The organism is Streptomyces sp. NPDC089915 (genome assembly GCF_040684675.1).
In the GTDB taxonomy this organism is placed as follows: domain Bacteria; phylum Actinomycetota; class Actinomycetes; order Streptomycetales; family Streptomycetaceae; genus Streptomyces.
The window spans coordinates 228,250-244,357 of record NZ_JBFBGN010000001.1; the positions used below are offsets into that span (position 1 = coordinate 228,250).

At 76.4% G+C, this 16,108-nt stretch carries 5 protein-coding genes; all 5 read left to right on the forward strand.

Features of this window, described 5'->3' with window-relative positions; all coding sequences use genetic code 11:
* The first annotated feature begins 99 nt into the window (after positions 1-99).
* The 5 genes from AB0O29_RS00785 (at position 100) to AB0O29_RS00805 (ending at position 15,878) form a co-directional block, all read left to right on the forward strand.
* A complete protein-coding gene (locus AB0O29_RS00785) occupies positions 100-6,525 on the forward strand; it encodes an amino acid adenylation domain-containing protein (RefSeq protein WP_365143879.1) in 6,426 nt (2,141 codons plus the stop codon).
* Positions 6,522-7,310: an alpha/beta fold hydrolase gene (locus tag AB0O29_RS00790; RefSeq protein WP_365143881.1), complete on the forward strand. Its 789-nt coding sequence runs from the start codon at positions 6,522-6,524 to the stop codon at positions 7,308-7,310. The genes AB0O29_RS00785 and AB0O29_RS00790 overlap by 4 nt, the downstream gene beginning before the upstream one ends.
* A gap of 80 nt (positions 7,311-7,390) precedes the next feature.
* Positions 7,391-8,446 (forward strand): TauD/TfdA family dioxygenase, encoded by a 1,056-nt coding sequence (locus AB0O29_RS00795; RefSeq protein ID WP_365143884.1) that lies wholly within the window; start codon positions 7,391-7,393, stop codon positions 8,444-8,446.
* A complete protein-coding gene (locus AB0O29_RS00800; protein WP_365143887.1) occupies positions 8,443-10,305 on the forward strand; it encodes a non-ribosomal peptide synthetase in 1,863 nt (620 codons plus the stop codon). Before AB0O29_RS00795 ends, AB0O29_RS00800 begins: the two co-directional genes overlap by 4 nt.
* A 5-nt stretch (positions 10,306-10,310) precedes the next feature.
* Positions 10,311-15,878 (forward strand): condensation domain-containing protein, encoded by a 5,568-nt coding sequence (locus AB0O29_RS00805; protein WP_365143890.1) that lies wholly within the window; start codon positions 10,311-10,313, stop codon positions 15,876-15,878.
* The last annotated feature ends 230 nt before the right edge of the window (positions 15,879-16,108 follow it).

A 16,108-nucleotide genomic window follows, 5' to 3' on the forward strand; every position in this document is an offset into this window, starting at 1 on the left:
ACCGGGCGGGACTTGGATGGCGTACGGCGAGAACGACCCGACGGCCCCGACGGCCGGGCCGGGACTTCCGACCCCGAGACGAAACCGAGGAGCACCCGCATGTCCCCCAACGCTTCTGCACAGGGCACCGCGCACGGGCCTGCCGCTGTGCGGCTGCCGCTGTCGGCGGCGCAGCGCGACATCTGGATGGCCCACGGCCTGGACGCCTCGGGCTGCCGGTACAACATCGGCGAGTTCCGGGAGCTGACCGGGCCGCTGGACGTGGAGCTGCTGGCCCGCTGCTGGTACCGGCTGGCGGCCGAGGCCGACGTGCTGCGGATCCGCGGGGTCGGCGCCGGTGAGGACGGTGTGCCGTGGCAGCGGCTGTGGGCGGAGCCGGGTGACCGGGCGCTGCGGCGGGTGGACCTGGGCGGGGCGGCCGATCCGGTCGCGGCGGCCCGGGTGTGGATGGACGAGGAGCTGGCCCGCCCGTTCGACCTGGAGCGGGACTGGCTGTCGCGGCACGTGCTGATCTCGGCGGGCCGCACCGCGGCGGGCGAGCAGCGCTGGTTCTACTTCCACGCCTACCACCACCTGGCGATCGACGGGATGGGCGTGGCCCTGCTGGACCAGCGGCTGGTGGAGCTGTACGAGCGGGCGTCGGCCGGGGAGCCCTGGGGGGATTCCCCGTTCGGGACGCTCGCGGAGCTGCTGGCGGAGGACGCGGAGTACCGCTCCTCCGCGGAGGGCGCCGCGGACCGGGCGTACTGGGCGGAGCGCCTGGCGGGGCTGCCGCCGGTGCCGCGGCTCGCGGAGGGCCACACCGGGCGGACCGGTCCGGGGGCGCTGCCGTTCGTGCGCCGCACGGTGGTGCTGGGGCCGGAGCGGGCGGAGCGCCTGAAGGCGGTGGCGCGGGAGCACCGCACCCCGTGGACGATGCTGGTGATCGCGCTGGTCGCGGCGTACGTGCACCGCGCGGGCGGTACGGACGAGCCGGTGCTGGGCCTGCCGGTGACGGGGCGCCGCACCGAGCTGGCGCGCCGTACCCCGGGGATGCTGTCGAACGTGGTGCCGCTGCGGGTACCGGTGCGGGCCGACGGTTCGCTGGCCGAACTCCTGCTGACGGTACGGGAGGTGGCCCGGGAGGGGCTGAAGCACCAGCGGGCCCGGTACGAGGACGTCTGCCGTGACCTGGGGCTGGGCGAGGCCGACCGGAGGATCGCGGCCCCGCTGGTGAACATCATGGCGTTCACCCCGGGGATGCGGTTCTGCGGGCTGCCGACCACCCAGCACAACCTGGGCAACGGCCCCGTGGAGGACCTGGCGGTCGGCGTGTACGACCTGGGTCCGGAGGGCGGGCTGCGGGTGGACTTCGACGCCTCTCCGGAGGTGTGCGACATCGAGGGGGTGGCCGGCCACCAGGACCGGTTCGCCGTCTTCGTGGAACGTCTCCTGTCGGAAACGGAGTCGCCGCTGTCGCAGGCCCCGCTGCTGGGGGCCGAGGAGGAGCGGCGGGTGCTCGGGGAGTGGGCCGGTGAGACCGTCGCGCACACCGTGGAGCCGGTGCTGACGGCCCGGTTCGAGGAACAGGCCCGGCTGCGGCCGCAGGCCCCCGCCCTGGTCTTCGACGGCCGGACGCTGACCTACGGCGCACTGAACACCCGTGCCAACCGGCTGGCCCGCCACCTGCGTTCACGCGGGCTCGGACGCGGAGACCTGGCCGGCATCCTCCTGGAACGCGGCATCCCCTTCGCCGTCGCCCTCCTCGCCGTGGTCAAGACCGGCGCCGGATACGCCCTCCTCGACCCCGAGTTCCCCGACGAACGCCTCCGGAGCACCGCCGCCGGGGCCGGGCTCCGGATCCTGGTCACCGACGGCGCCCACGCGGAGCGGGGGGTGCGGGGGGAGTGGACCGAGGTCCGTACCGACGCCGAGGCGGAGGAGATCGGCGGACACCCCGGCCGCGACCTCGGGGTGGTGCTGACCGGGGAGGACACCGCCTGCGTGATGTTCACCTCCGGCTCCACCGGACGCCCCAAGGGCATCCTGTCCACGCACCGCAACCTGGTCTCCACCGTCACCCACCAGAGCTACGCCGCCTTCGGCCCCGGTGAGGTGTTCCTCCAGTGCTCACCCGTCTCCTGGGACGCCTTCAGCCTCGAATTCTGGGGCGCCCTCCTCCACGGCGGCACCACCGTCCTCCAACCCGGACAGCGGCCCGAACCGGCCCTGGTGGCGGAGCTGTCCCCCCGGCACGGGGTGACGATGCTCCAGCTGTCGTCGAGCCTGTTCAACTACCTCACCGACGAGCACCCCGAGGCCTTCTCGACCACCCGCATCGTCTACACCGGGGGCGAACCCGCCTCCTCCACCCACATCGCCCGCCTGCACGCCCTCCACCCGCACCTGACGGTCACCAACGGCTACGGCCCCGCCGAGTCCATGGGCTTCACCACCACCCACACGGTGCCACGGGACGCGGTCCCGGCGGGGGCGGTGTCCATCGGCAGGCCGCTCACGAACAAGTACGCCTACGTCCTGGACCACCGCCTGCGGCCGGTGCCGCCCGGGGTCACGGGCGAGCTCTACCTGACCGGTGACGGGATCGCGCACGGCTACCTCGCCCAACCGGCCACCACCGCCACCCGCTTCATCCCGAACCCCTACGGAACCGCCGGAAGCCGCCTCTACCGCACCGGAGACCAGGCCCACTGGGACACCCACGGCAACCTCCACTACACCGGACGCACCGACACCCAGATCAAGATCCGCGGCTTCCGCATCGAACCCACCGAGATCGAAACCCTCCTCACCACCCACCCCCACCTCACCCAGGCCACCCTGGTCGCCACGGACGAGCTGACGGCGTACGTCACGGCCGTGCCGGGCTCCGCCGTCACCCCCGGTTCGCTGCGGGCCTGGCTGCGGGAGCGGCTGCCGGAGCACATGGTGCCCGCCCGCTTCGCGGTCCTGGACCGGCTGCCGCTGACCCCCAACGGGAAGATCGACAAGCGGGCGCTGCCCGCCGTGGAGGCCCCCCTGGAGTCCGGCGGCCGGGCTCCGCGCACCGAACTGGAGGAGCTGGTACGGACCCTGGTCGGGGAGGTGCTGGGCTCGGCGGCCCCGCTGTCGGTGGACGACTCCTTCTTCGACCACGGCGGGCACTCCCTGCTCGCCGCCAAGCTCACCGGGCGGCTCGGCGCCACCCTCGGGGTGTCCCTCACCCTGCGGGACGTGTTCCAGCACCCCACCCCGGCCGCCCTGGCCCGCCGGATCACCGAGGTCTCGGGCCGCAGGGCGCTCCCGGCGCCGGCCCGGGCCGCGGTCCGGCCGGAGCGGCCCCCGCTCTCCTCCGCGCAGCAGCGGCTGTGGCTGGTGGCGGGGCTCCAGGGCCCGGACACCTCGTACAACGTGCCGATGGCGGTGCGGCTGACCGGGGCGACGGACCCGGAGGTCCTGCGGGCGGCCTTCGGCGACCTGGTCCGGCGCCACGAACCGCTGCGGACCCGGTTCGCCACCGCCGACGGGCAGCCCTACCAGGTGGTCGCCCCCGCCGAGGAGGCCGCCGCCGGCGTCTTCTTCGAGGTCCGGGAGGTGGCGGAGGAGGACCGGGAGACGGCCCTGCGGACCGCCGCCGGGCACGCCTTCGACCTGGCCGAAGAGCACCCCCTGCGGGTGACCCTGCTCCGCGGGGGCGACGGCCGCGACACCCTCCTCGTCCTGCTGCACCACATCGCCACCGACGGGCAGTCCCTGCGCCCGCTCTTCGCCGACCTGTCCGCCGCCTACGCCGCCCGCGCCGAGGGGCGGGCCCCCGACTGGCAGCCGCTGCCCCTGGACTACACCGACTACGCGCTGTGGCAGCGCCCGGCCCTGGAGGGCGGGGTGCTGGAGGAGCAGCTGTCCTACTGGCGGACCGCGCTGGCGGACCTCCCCGAGGAGCTGCCGCTGGTCACCGACCGGCCCCGGCCGCCGGTGGCCGGGCGGCGGGGCGGCGCGGTCCGGGTGGACTTCGGGCGCGAGCTCCACAAGCGGGTGCTGGAACTGGCCCGGGCCGAGCACTGCACCCCCTTCATGGTGCTCCAGGCGGCCCTGGCCGCCACCCTGACCCGGCTCGGCGCCGGCACGGACCTGCCGCTGGGCTCGCCCGTGGCGGGCCGCGCCGACGAGTCCCTCGCGGACCTGGTGGGCTTCTTCGTCAACACGCTGGTGCTGCGCACCGACACCTCCGGGGATCCGGCCTTCCGGGAGCTGCTGGCCCGGGTGCGGGCCGCCGACCTGGACGCCTTCGCCCACCAGGACGCCCCCTTCGACCTGGTGCTGGAGGCGGTAAACCCGGCCCGTTCGCTGGCCCGGCACCCGCTGTTCCAGGTGTGCCTGGCCCTGGAGTCGGGACCGGCCCCCGCGCCCGAGTTCCCCGGGGTCACGGCCGGTCCGGCGGAGCCGCTGGCCACCGGATCGGTCAAGTTCGACCTGGAGTTCCTGCTCTCCGCCGACGAGGAGACCGGGCTGAGCGGGGCGGTGCTCTACAGCTCCGACCTGTACGACCGGGAGACCGTGGAGCGGATGACCCGGGTGCTGCGGCGGGTGCTGGAGCACGCGGTGGCCGCGCCCGAAGTGCCGCTGTCGGGCCTGGAGGTACTGGGCGCCGAGGAGCGCGCCCGGGTCCTCGGGGAGTGGCCCGGCGCCGCCCCGTCCCGGGCCGAGGAGGCCGACCCCCCCCTGCTGACGGCCCGGTTCGAGGAGCAGGCCCGGCTGCGGCCGCAGGCCCCCGCCCTGGTCTTCGACGGCCGGACGCTCACCTACGGGGAGCTGAACACCCGTGCCAACCGGCTGGCCCGCCACCTGCGTTCACGCGGGCTCGGACGCGGAGACCTGGCCGGCATCCTCCTGGAACGCGGCATCCCCTTCGCCGTCGCCCTCCTCGCCGTGGTCAAGACCGGCGCCGGATACGCCCTCCTCGACCCCGAGTTCCCCGACGAACGCCTCCGGAGCACCGCGCGGGACGCCGCCGTACGGCTGCTCGTGACGGACTCCGCGCAGGCGGCCCGGCGGCTCGACGGCCCCTGGACCGAGGTCCGTACGGACACCGAGGCCGAGGAGATCGGCGGACACCCCGGCCACGACCTCGGGGTGGTGCTGACCGGGGAGGACACCGCCTGCGTGATGTTCACCTCCGGCTCCACCGGACGCCCCAAGGGGATCCTGTCCTCCCACCGCAACCTGGTCTCGACCGTCACCGGCCAGACGTACGCGGACTTCGGGCCGGGCGAGGTGTTCCTCCAGTGCTCGCCCGTCTCCTGGGACGCCTTCAGCCTCGAATTCTGGGGCGCCCTCCTCCACGGCGGCACCACCGTCCTCCAACCCGGACAGCGGCCCGAGCCGGCCGTCATCGCGGCCCTCAGCGGCGCGCACGCGGTGACGATGCTCCAGCTCTCCTCCAGCCTCTTCAACTACCTCACCGACGAACACCCCGACACCTTCGCCACCACCCGCATCGTCTACACCGGCGGCGAGCCCGCCTCCCCCACCCACATCGCCCGCCTCCACACCCTCCACCCACACCTGACCATCACCAACGGCTACGGCCCCGCCGAGTCCATGGGCTTCACCACCACCCACACCGTGGCCCCCGGGGCCCCGACGGGTGCCACCGTCTCCATCGGCCGGCCCCTCGCCCGCAAGCAGGCGTACGTCCTGGACGAGCGGCTGCGCCCCGTCCCCCCGGGCGTGACCGGAGAGCTCTACCTGACCGGTGACGGGATCGCGCACGGCTACCTCGCCCAACCCGCCACCACCGCCACCCGCTTCATCCCGAACCCCTACGGAGCCGCCGGAAGCCGCCTCTACCGCACCGGAGACCAGGCCCACTGGGACACCCACGGCAACCTCCACTACACCGGACGCACCGACACCCAGATCAAGATCCGCGGCTTCCGCATCGAACCCACCGAGATCGAAACCCTCCTCACCACCCACCCCGACCTCACCCAGGCCACCCTGGCCACCCACACCGACCGGCACGGCACCCCGCAGCTGACCGCCTACGTGGTGGCGGCCGGGGAGCCCGGCCCCGCGCCGCAGGAGGTCCGGCTGTGGCTGCGCGAGCGGCTGCCCGACCACATGGTCCCGGCGTTCGTGGTGCCGATGGAGCGGCTGCCGCTCACCCCCAACGGAAAGATCGACAAGCGGGCGCTGCCCGTACCGCGCCCCGTCACCGCCGCCGGCGGACGCTCCCCGCGCACTCCCCTGGAGGAGACCGTGCTGGGCCTGTTCACCGAGGTCCTGGCGGTGACCGGACGGCTGTCGATCGACGACGACTTCTTCGACCACGGCGGGCACTCCCTGCTCGCCGCACGCCTCACCCACCGCCTCGGGGCCTCGCTGGACGTCTCCCTCACCCTGCGGGACGTGTTCCAGTACCCCACCCCGGCGGCCCTCGCCCAGCGCCTCGAAGCCCGACTGTCGGCCGGTGCGGCCCCGCCCCGGCGGACCCGGCCCACCCTGCGCCGCCGCACCACCGACCAGGAACGGAGTACCTCATGAACGACCACGACGCCCTCCCCGCCCCCGACGACGTGGTGTGGGACCTGCCCGGCGAGGGACCGCAGCGCACCACCCTGCTGGTCCTGCCGCACGCCGGCGGCAACGCCCACGCCTACGCCGGCTGGCGCGAGCACCTGCCCGCCGACGTCCGGCTGCTGATCGGCCAGTACCCGGGGCGCGGGGCGCGCTTCGCCGAGGACCTGCCCCGCGACATCGCCGACCTGGCCGGCCCGGTGGCGGCCTGCCTGCCCGAGGGGGCCGCCGACGACCTGGTGGTGCTGGGGCACAGCATGGGCTCGCTGGTCGCCTTCGAGGTGGTGCGGCTGCTCCAGGCGGCCGGGCGCACCCCGAGGGCCCTGGTGGCGTCCGCCTGCCGGGCCCCGTTCCTCGACAACCCGGCGGTGGTCCACCCGGAGCGGCTGGACGACGACGAGCTGGTCGCGGCGATCAAGGTGCGCGGCGGCACCGACGACGGCATCCTCGACGACCCCGAGCTCCGGGAGATCGTGATCCCCTCGATCCGCGCCGACTTCGCCATCGACGACGTGTACCGGTGCCCGCGGGACGAGGCCCGGGTGGACTGCCCGGTGACCGTGATCGGCGGGGACGCCGACCCGGTGGCCCCCGCGGCCTCCCTGGGCCGCTGGGCCGAGGTCACCGGCCACCCCTTCGCCGCGCACACGCTGCCCGGCGGGCACTTCTACTTCCAGGACCGGCTGCCCGAGTTCTTCGAGGTGCTGGCCACGGTGGTCGGCGGCCGCACCCCGGCCCCCGCCGCGGCCTGACGCCCTCCCCGAACCTCCTGCGCACCGGCGGCGGCACACCGCCGGACACCCGAACTTCCGCACCCACCACGAGGATTCCCATGACCGTCTACGCAGACGCCCCCGCCCCGGCCGCCTCCGTCGCCGACCACCCGGTGGTCGCGGTCCACGAGGCCGGCAAGCCCGCCGTCGTGCACGCCCCGGCCGGGGCCGGACTGGCCGAGGCCGTGTCCTGGCTGACCGCCCGCCGCGAGGAGATCCAGGCCGAGCTGCACCGCTCCGGCGCCGTCCTGCTGCGCGGCCTGCCCGTCACGGACGCCGCGAGCTTCGCCGCCGCCCGCGACGCCCTCATCTCCCAGCGGGCCGGGTACAAGGAGAAGGCCACCCCGCGCACCGACTTCGGCGAGGGCGTGTTCTCCTCCACGGACCTCCCGGCCGTCCAGCCGATCCGCCTGCACAACGAGAACAGCTACACCCTGGACTTCCCGGGGGTGCTGCTCTTCGGCTGCGTGACCGCCCCCGAGGAGGACGGCGCCACCACCGTGGGCGACATGCGCGAGGCGCTGCGGCTGCTGCCGCCGGAGCTGGTCGCCCGCTTCGAGGAGGCCGGCTGGCTGCTCGTCCGCAACTACTCCGAGCTGGCGGGCCTGCCCTGGTACAAGACCTTCGCCACCGAGGACAAGGCCGTCGCCGAGGCGTACTGCACGGAGAACACGGTCGGCTTCGAATGGCTCGACGACGACTCGATGGTGACCCGGCAGCGCCGCTCGGCGATCATCACGCACCCGGTGACGGGTGAGCGCAGCTGGTTCAACCACTTCGCCTTCTGGAACAGCCGCACCCTCGACCCCGACGTCCGCGAGGTGCTGGTCGAGACCTACGGCGAGGACGGCCTGCCCTTCAACACCTACCTCGGGGACGGCAGCCGCCTCACCGACGAGGAGGTCGACGCCATCAACGAGGTCTACGACCGGGTGACGGTCCGCGAGACCTGGCAGGCGGGCGACCTGATGCTCGTCGACAACCTGCTGTGCGCGCACGGCCGCGAGTCCTACAAGGGCGACCGCAAGATCCTCGTCGCCATGGGCGAGCCGGTCGCGCTGGCCGACTGCTCCCCCGCCTCCGAGCCCTCCACCACCGTCTACACCGGGAAGTGACCACCGCCATGACCGCCGTCCTCCCCGAGCGCACCCGCACCACCGCCGGCGCCCCTGCCCCGGCCGCCCGCCCCGCCGTCACCGACCTGCTGGACCGGCTCGCGCAGGCCCCGGCCGCCCGTACCGCCGTGGTCGCCGCCGACCGCGAGCTGACCTTCGCCGAACTGCGCGCCGAGGCCATGCGGTTCGCGGGCCGTCTGGCCGCCCGCGGCATCGGCCCCGAGAGCGTGGTCGCGCTGGCCCTGCCCCGCGGCTCGGCCCTGTTCACCGCCCTCATCGGCACCCTCACCGCGGGCGCCGCCTACCTGCCGGTGGACCCGAAGCTCCCCGCCGACCGGCGCCGCCACCTCGTCGAGGACTCCGGCGCCGACCTGGTCGTCACCCCGGACGGGGACACGGCCGCCCTCGCCCCGGGCACGGCCCACGTGGCCATCGGCGAGCTGACCGCCCCCGACGGCACCCCCGACCCGGAGTACCGGCCCGTGCCGGTGGCCGCCGACGGACTGGCGTACGTCATCTACACCTCCGGCTCCACCGGCCTCCCCAAGGGCGTGGAGATCCACCGCGGCGCCGCCTCGGCCCTGCTCGCCGAACTGGAGTCGGAGGGCATCGCCGCCCCCGGCCACGGCCGGGTCGGCTGGAACGCCTCCCCGTCCTTCGACGCCTCCGTGCAGCAGTGGGTGCGGCTCTGCCGCGGCGACACCCTGGTGATGGTGGACGACGAGACCCGCGCCGACCCGGCGCTGCTGGCCCGGTTCGTCGACGAGCAGGCCCTCACCGACCTCGACATCACCCCCTCGCACGCCGAGTCCCTCCTCGACCTGCTCAGCGAGGACGGCGGGCCGCGCCCGCTGACCCTCCTCATCGGCGGCGAGGCCATCGGCCCCGACCTGTGGCGGCGGATCGGCGAGCGGGCCGCGGCCGGGGTGCTCCGCGCGGTCAACCTGTACGGGCCCACCGAGTGCACCGTGGACTCCACCGCCGGGTGGATCGACGCCGCGGACGCCCCGCACATCGGCGGGGTCCTGCCCGGCCTGAGCATGCGGGTCCTCGACGAGAAGCTGAACCCGGTGGAGCCCGGCGGCAGCGGCGAACTGTACCTGGCCGGCCCCCGCGTGGGCCGCGGCTACCGCCGCCGCCCGGCGCTCACCGCCGGACGGTACGTGGCCGACCCGCAGGGCGACGGCGCCCGCATGTACCGCACCGGCGACCTGGTGCGGCTGCTGCCCGGCGGCCGCCTCGGCTACCTGGGCCGCGCCGACGGCCAGGTCAAACTCCGCGGCCACCGCATCGAACTCCCCGAGATCGAGGCCGCGCTCACCGCCCACCCGGCCGTCGCCGAAGCCGTGGTGCTGCTGCGCGACGAGGTCAACGGCGCCCCCGGCCTGGTGGCCTACCACCGCCCCCGGAACCCGGCCGCCGGCCCCGCCGACGGCGCGGAGCTGCGCACCCTCCTGGCCGCCTCGCTGCCCGCCTACATGGTCCCGGCCGCCTTCGTGGCCCTGGACCGCTTCCCCACCACCACCCAGGGCAAGCTGGACCGGGCCGCCCTGCCGGCCCCCGCCCCGGCCGCCTCGGAGGCCGCCGACACCTCGGCCGCAGCCCCCGAGCTGACCCGCTCCCAGGCGCTGATCGCCGGGGTCTGGGCCACCGTCCTCGGCGCGAGCCGGGTCGGCCCCGACGACAACTTCTTCAAGCTGGGCGGGCACTCCCTCCTCGCGATCAAGCTGGTGTCCCGGGTCCGCGCCGAACTCGGCGTCGCCCTCCCCGTGAAGGCCGTCTACGCCAACCCCCGGCTGCGCGACCTCGCCGCCCACATCGACACGCTCGTCGCCGCCGCGCCGGGCCAGGACGCATAGGACCGATGACCGTGATCCCGCTGTCGTTCGCCCAGCGCCGGCTGTGGTTCCTGGGCCGCCTCCACGGACCCTCCGCCGCGTACAACGCCCCCGTCGTCCTGCACTTGGACGGGGTGCCGGACCCCGGCGCCCTGCGCGCCGCCCTCGCCGACCTGGCGGACCGGCACGAGGTCCTGCGCACGGTCCTGGCGGCCGGACCCGACGGAGAGCCGCACCAGCGGGTGCTGGACGCCTCCGCCGTGGCCCCGCTGACCGTCGAGGACTGCGCGCCCGGGGCCCGCGAGGCGGCCGTGGCCGCCTTCGTCCGGCAGGCGATCGACATCACGGCCCGGCCGCCGCTGCTCACGCGGCTGCTGCGGTCCGGTGACGGGACCTCGGTCCTGGTCCTGCTCGTCCACCACGCCGCCACCGACGGCTGGTCGGTCCGGCCGCTGCTGCGGGACCTGGCCGCCGCGTACGCCGCCCGGCTCGCCGGCGCCGCCCCCGACTGGGAGCCGCTGCCGGTCCAGTACACCGACTACACCCTGTGGCAGCACGAGCTGCTGGGCGACCCGGCCGACCCCGGCAGCCTGGCCGCGGAGCAGCTCGCCCACTGGCGGCAGGTCCTGGCGGGCGCCCCGGCGCTCACCGCCCTGCCCGCCGACCGCCCCCGCCCCGCCGAGCCCTCCGGGCGCGGCGCCACCGTCACCGGCCGCCTCGACGCCGCCGCCCACGGCGGGCTGCTGGCCCTCGCCCGGGGCCGCCGGGCCAGCCTCACCATGGCCGCCCGGGCCGCGCTGGCCGCCACCCTGGCCGCGGCCGGGGCGGGCGAGGACCTGGTGATCGGGGCACCCGTCGCGGGCCGCCCCGAGGAGGACCTGTACGAGCTCGTCGGGTTCTTCGTGAACTCCCTGGCCCTGCGCACCGACGTGTCCGGGGACCCGGCCGCCGCGGAGCTGCTGGACCGGGTCCGCGAGGCGGACCTCGCCGCGTACGAGCACCAGGAGCTGCCCTTCGACGTGCTCGTGGAGCAGCTGGCCCCCGAACGGGCCCTGGGACACCACCCGTTCTTCCAGGTGATGCTGACGGTGGCCGCCGACGGCCCCGACTCCGGGCCGCTGCGGCTCGCCGGGGGCATCACCGCCGCCACTGCCGAAACCGGCCTGGACGCCGCCAAGTTCGACCTGACCTGGTACTGCGCCGAACGGCACACCGCCGACGGCCGCCCCGACGGCCTGGACGTGGCGCTGACCTACGCCGAGGACCTCTTCGACGAGGACACCGCCCGGCTGCTGCTGGGCGGCTACCTCAAGGCCCTGGCCGGGTTCGCCGACGCCCCGCTGCGCCCGGTGGGCGCGCTGGAGCCGTTCACCGCCGCCGAGCGGGCGGCGCTGGCCGGGCGGCTCGAGCGCCTGGAGCGGGCGGCCGCGGCGCAGGCAGCCGCCCCGGCGCCGGCCCCCGTCCGCACGGACGTCCTCACCCCGCGCGAGGAGATCCTGTGCGGGCTGTTCGCGGAGGTCCTGGGCCTGGAGTCACTGCCCGCGGACGCCAACTTCTTCCGCAACGGCGGCCATTCGCTGCTCGCGGGCAAGCTCGTCAACCGGGTCCGGGCGGCCCTCGGCGTCGAGGCCGGCATCCGCGACCTGTTCCTCGCCCCGACCCCGGCGGCCCTGCACCGCAGGCTGGCCGCCGCCGCGGACCCGGCGGACGGGCCGGACGCCCGTCCCGCCCTCGCCGCCGTCCCGGCCGGGGAGCGCCCCGTCCCGCTGCCGCTGTCGGCGGCGCAGCGCGCCCTGTGGCTGCTGGGCCGCATCGAGGGGGCCTCGGCCACGTACAACGCCCCGCTGGTGCTCCGTCTGGACGGGATCCCCGACCGGCGGGCGCTGGCGGCGGCGCTGGCCGACCTCACCGGCCGCCACGAGGTGCTGCGCACCGTGTACGGGGCGGAGGGCGGGGAGCCGTACCAGCGGGTCCTCGCGGAGGCGCCGGTCCCGCAGTGGCGGGAGGTGCCGGCCGCCGGACTGGACGCGGCGGTCGCGGAGTTCGGCCGGGAGCACCTGGACCTGGCGGCGGAGGGACCGCTGCGGGCCGCCGTGTTCCTGCCCGGGAACGGCACGGCCGTGCTGGTGCTGCTGGTGCACCACATCGCCACCGACGGCTGGTCGCTGGCCCCGCTGCTGCGGGACCTCGGGGAGGCCTACGCGGCGCGGCTGGCGGGCCGTGCGCCGGGCTGGCGGGCGCTGCCGGTGCAGTACGCCGACTTCGCGCTGTGGCAGCGGTCGCTGCTGGCCGGGCCGGCCCGGGAGCGGCTGCTCGGCTTCTGGAAGGAGGCCCTGGACGGGCTGCCCGCGCGGACGGACCTCCCGTACGACCGGCCGCGCCCGGCCGAGCCGACGGGGCGCGGGGCCGCGGTGACGGCCGCCCTGGACGCGGAGGCGCACCGGGCCCTGGCCGGGCTGGCGCGGGAGCGGCGGGCCAGCCTGTTCATGGTGGCGCGGGCCGCGCTGGCGGCGGCCCTGTCGGCGGCCGGGGCCGGGACCGACCTGGCGGTGGGCACGCCGGTGGCGGGCCGCTCCGACGAGGCGCTGCACGAGCTGGTCGGCTGCTTCGTCAACTCGCTGGCGCTCCGGGCCGATCTGGCCGGGGACCCGGCGGTGGGCGAGCTGGTGGACCGGGTGCGGGACGCCGACCTGGCCGCCTTCGACCACCAGGACCTGCCCTTCGACCTGCTGGTGGAGGAGCTGGCGGAGCCCGGCCGGGCGCTGGGCGAGCACCCCTTCTTCCAGGTGATGCTCACGGTGCAGGAGGCGGCGGGCGAGCAGGCCCGGCTGGGGCCGCTGACGGCGGCCGCCGACAGCACCGACCTGGGTGCGGCCAAGTTCGACCTGTCCTTCCACTGCGCGGTGCGGCGGTCCGGGGACGGGGCGGCGGCGGGGCTGGACCTGTACCTCGGGTACGCCGAGGACCTGTTCGACGCGGAGACGGCCGCGCTGCTGCTGTCGGTGTTCGGGCGGGCCCTGCGGGCCTTCGCCGGGGCGGCCGGTTCCGGGGCGGCCGGGACCGGGGCGCGGCTGTCGGAGCTGGAGCTGGTGACGGCGGCCGAGGCGCGGGCCCTGGCCGGGCGGCGGGAGCGGCTGGCGGAGACGGTCCGGCGGGCGGAGGCCGGGGCGGCCGCGGCCGCCGGGGCCGGGGCGGCCGGTCCGGCGGAGCCGCGGGTGGAGATCCTGTGCGCCCTGTTCGCGCAGGCCCTGGGCCGTGAGGAGCACGGTCCGGAGGCCAACTTCTTCAAGTCGGGCGGGCATTCGCTGCTGGCCAGCAAGCTGGTCAACCGGGTGCGGTCGGTGCTGGGCGTGGAGGCGGGCATCCGGGACCTGTTCCTGGCCCCGACCCCGGCCGCCCTGCACCGGCGGCTGGGCGCGGCCGGGGCGGCGGGGACGGCCCGGCCGGCGCCGGCAGCGGTGCCGGCGGCGGACCGGCCGCGGCGGCTGCCGCTGTCGTACGCGCAGCGCCGCCTGTGGTTCACGGACCAGCTGGAGGGCCCGTCCGCGACGTACAACATCGCGCTGGTGCGGCGGCTGGACCGGCCGCTGGACCCGATGGCGCTGGCGGACGCCCTGGCGGACGTGGCGGCGCGGCACGAGGTGCTGCGCACGGTGTACGGGGCCGAGGGCGGGGAGCCGTACCAGGAGGTGCTGGCGCAGGCCCGGCCGCAGCTGGAGCTGGGGCGGCCGGCGGACGTGGCGGCGGCGGTGGACGCGGCCGCGGGCCACGTCTTCGACCTGGCGCGGGACCTGCCGCTGCGGGCCTGGCTGTTCTTCCCGGAGGGTGAGGGGCACCAGACGCTGGTGCTGCTGCTGCACCACATCGCGGCGGACGGCTGGTCCACGGGCCCGCTGCTCGCGGACCTGTCCGCCGCCTACGAGGCGCGGGCCGGGGGCCGGGCCCCGGAGGGGGCGGCGCTGCCGCTCCAGTACGCCGACTACACGCTGTGGCAGCGGGAGCTGCTGGCGGGGGGCGGGGCGGACCGGGAACTGCGGTTCTGGGAGGGGGCCCTGGCGGGGCTGCCGCCGCTGACGGACCTGCCGACGGACTCTCCGCGTCCGGCCCTGCCGTCGGGCCGGGGCGGGCTGGCCGGGTTCACGGTGCCGGCCGGGGTGCACGAGTCCCTGGTGCGGACGGCGCGTTCGCGGGGGGCCACGCTGTTCATGGCGGTGCAGGCGGCGCTGGCGGCCTGTCTGACCCGGCTGGGCGCGGGCACGGACCTGGCGGTCGGCACGACCGTGGCCGGGCGGGGCGACGAGGCGCTGTCGGGGCTGGTCGGGTTCTTCGTGAACACGCTGGTGCTGCGGACGGACACCTCGGGGGACCCGGAGTTCGGGACCCTGCTGGAGCGGGTCCGGGACGCGGACCTGGCGGCCTACGACCACCAGGAGCTGCCCTTCGACCGGCTGGTGGAGCACCTGAACCCGCACCGGTCCTCGGCGCACCACCCGCTGGTGCAGGTGATGCTCCAGGTGAACGCGCTGGCGGGGGCGGGCGGACCGCTGACGGGCCCGCTCGCGGGCGCGGAGCTGCCGTTCGGCTCGGCCACGGCCAAGTCGGACCTGACCTTCGCGCTGACCGAGCGGGAGGACGGCTCGCTGGCCGGGGTGCTGGAGTACGCGACGGACCTGTACGGGCCTTCGGGCGCGGCCCGGCTGGCGTCCCTGCTGGGGGCGGCGCTGGAGCTGTTCGCGTCGGACCCGTCGGCGCGGGTCGGCGATCTGGCGGCCCCGGCGGACCGGCGCGGGGAACGGCCGCTCGTGGGCGGCTACCGGATCGACCCGGCGCACGTCACGGAGGTCCTGGCGGCCCACCCGGCGGTGCGCGGGGCCCGGGTCCGGGCCGAGGGCGGCCGGCTGCTGGCCGAGGTGGCGGTGGCCGGGGCGGCGGAGTCCGGGGTCACGGAGGCGGTCCTGCAGTCCTGGGCGGCGGACCGGCTGCCGGAGTACGCGGTGCCGGCGTCGGTGTCGGTGACCGGGGAGCCGTCTCCGGGGACCCCGGGTCCGGGCGGGTCCCGCACCGGAACCGCCGGTGCGGCTGCCGGTGCGGCCGGAGCCGGTGCCGCGGCCGCCGGGGCGGGTGCGGGTGCGGCCGGAGCCGGTGCCGGCGGCTCCGGTGCCTGGGCCGCCGGTGCCGATGCCGCTGCCGATGCCGCTACGAGCGGGGCCGGTGGCTGGGCCGCCGGGGCCGGTGCGGGAGCCGCTGAGGCCGGGGCCGGGGCGGCCGCTCCCGGGGACCTGCTGCTGGCGGGCCTGCTGCGGCTGTTCGCGGAGGTCCTGGACGGGCGGGACGTGGGCCCGGGGGACAACTTCTTCAAGGCGGGCGGGCATTCGCTGCTCGCGGTGCGGCTGGTCAACCGGGTCCGGACCGAGCTGGGCCGGGAGCTGACCCTGCGCGAGGTGTTCCGGCACCCGACGCCCGCGAAGCTCGCGGCCTTCCTGGCGGCGGCGGCCGTCCCGGCCGGCCCCCTCCTGGTGGTCCCCCCGGTCCCGCCGACCCCGCCCCCGCTGCGCCGCCGCACCCGCGGCGGGGCCCGGGTACGGCAGCCGTAGCGGGCGGTACGGCACGGTGACGGAGGCCCGTCCCCCCTGGGGGGCGGGCCTCCTCGGCGTACCGGTGCGGCGGGCGGGCGCCGTAGCGGCGGGCGGGCCCGCCGTCAGGTGACGGCGGCAGTGGGGGGCGGCAGTTCGGGGGCAGTGAGGCGGGGTGGAGCTGCCCCGGGGACTGCCCGCCGGGGGGTCGGGGGGTGCCTAGCGTGGGGGCACGTCACCCCGCTCCTCCC

Excerpts from the sequence above, each read along its gene's own strand:
- AB0O29_RS00785 (WP_365143879.1), top strand. The coding sequence starts at position 100 with ATGTCCCCCAACGCTTCTGCACAGGGCACCGCGCACGGGCCTGCCGCT.
- AB0O29_RS00790 (WP_365143881.1), top strand. The coding sequence starts at position 6,522 with ATGAACGACCACGACGCCCTCCCCGCCCCCGACGACGTGGTGTGGGAC.
- AB0O29_RS00795 (WP_365143884.1), top strand. The coding sequence starts at position 7,391 with ATGACCGTCTACGCAGACGCCCCCGCCCCGGCCGCCTCCGTCGCCGAC.
- AB0O29_RS00805 (WP_365143890.1), top strand. The coding sequence starts at position 10,311 with ATGACCGTGATCCCGCTGTCGTTCGCCCAGCGCCGGCTGTGGTTCCTG.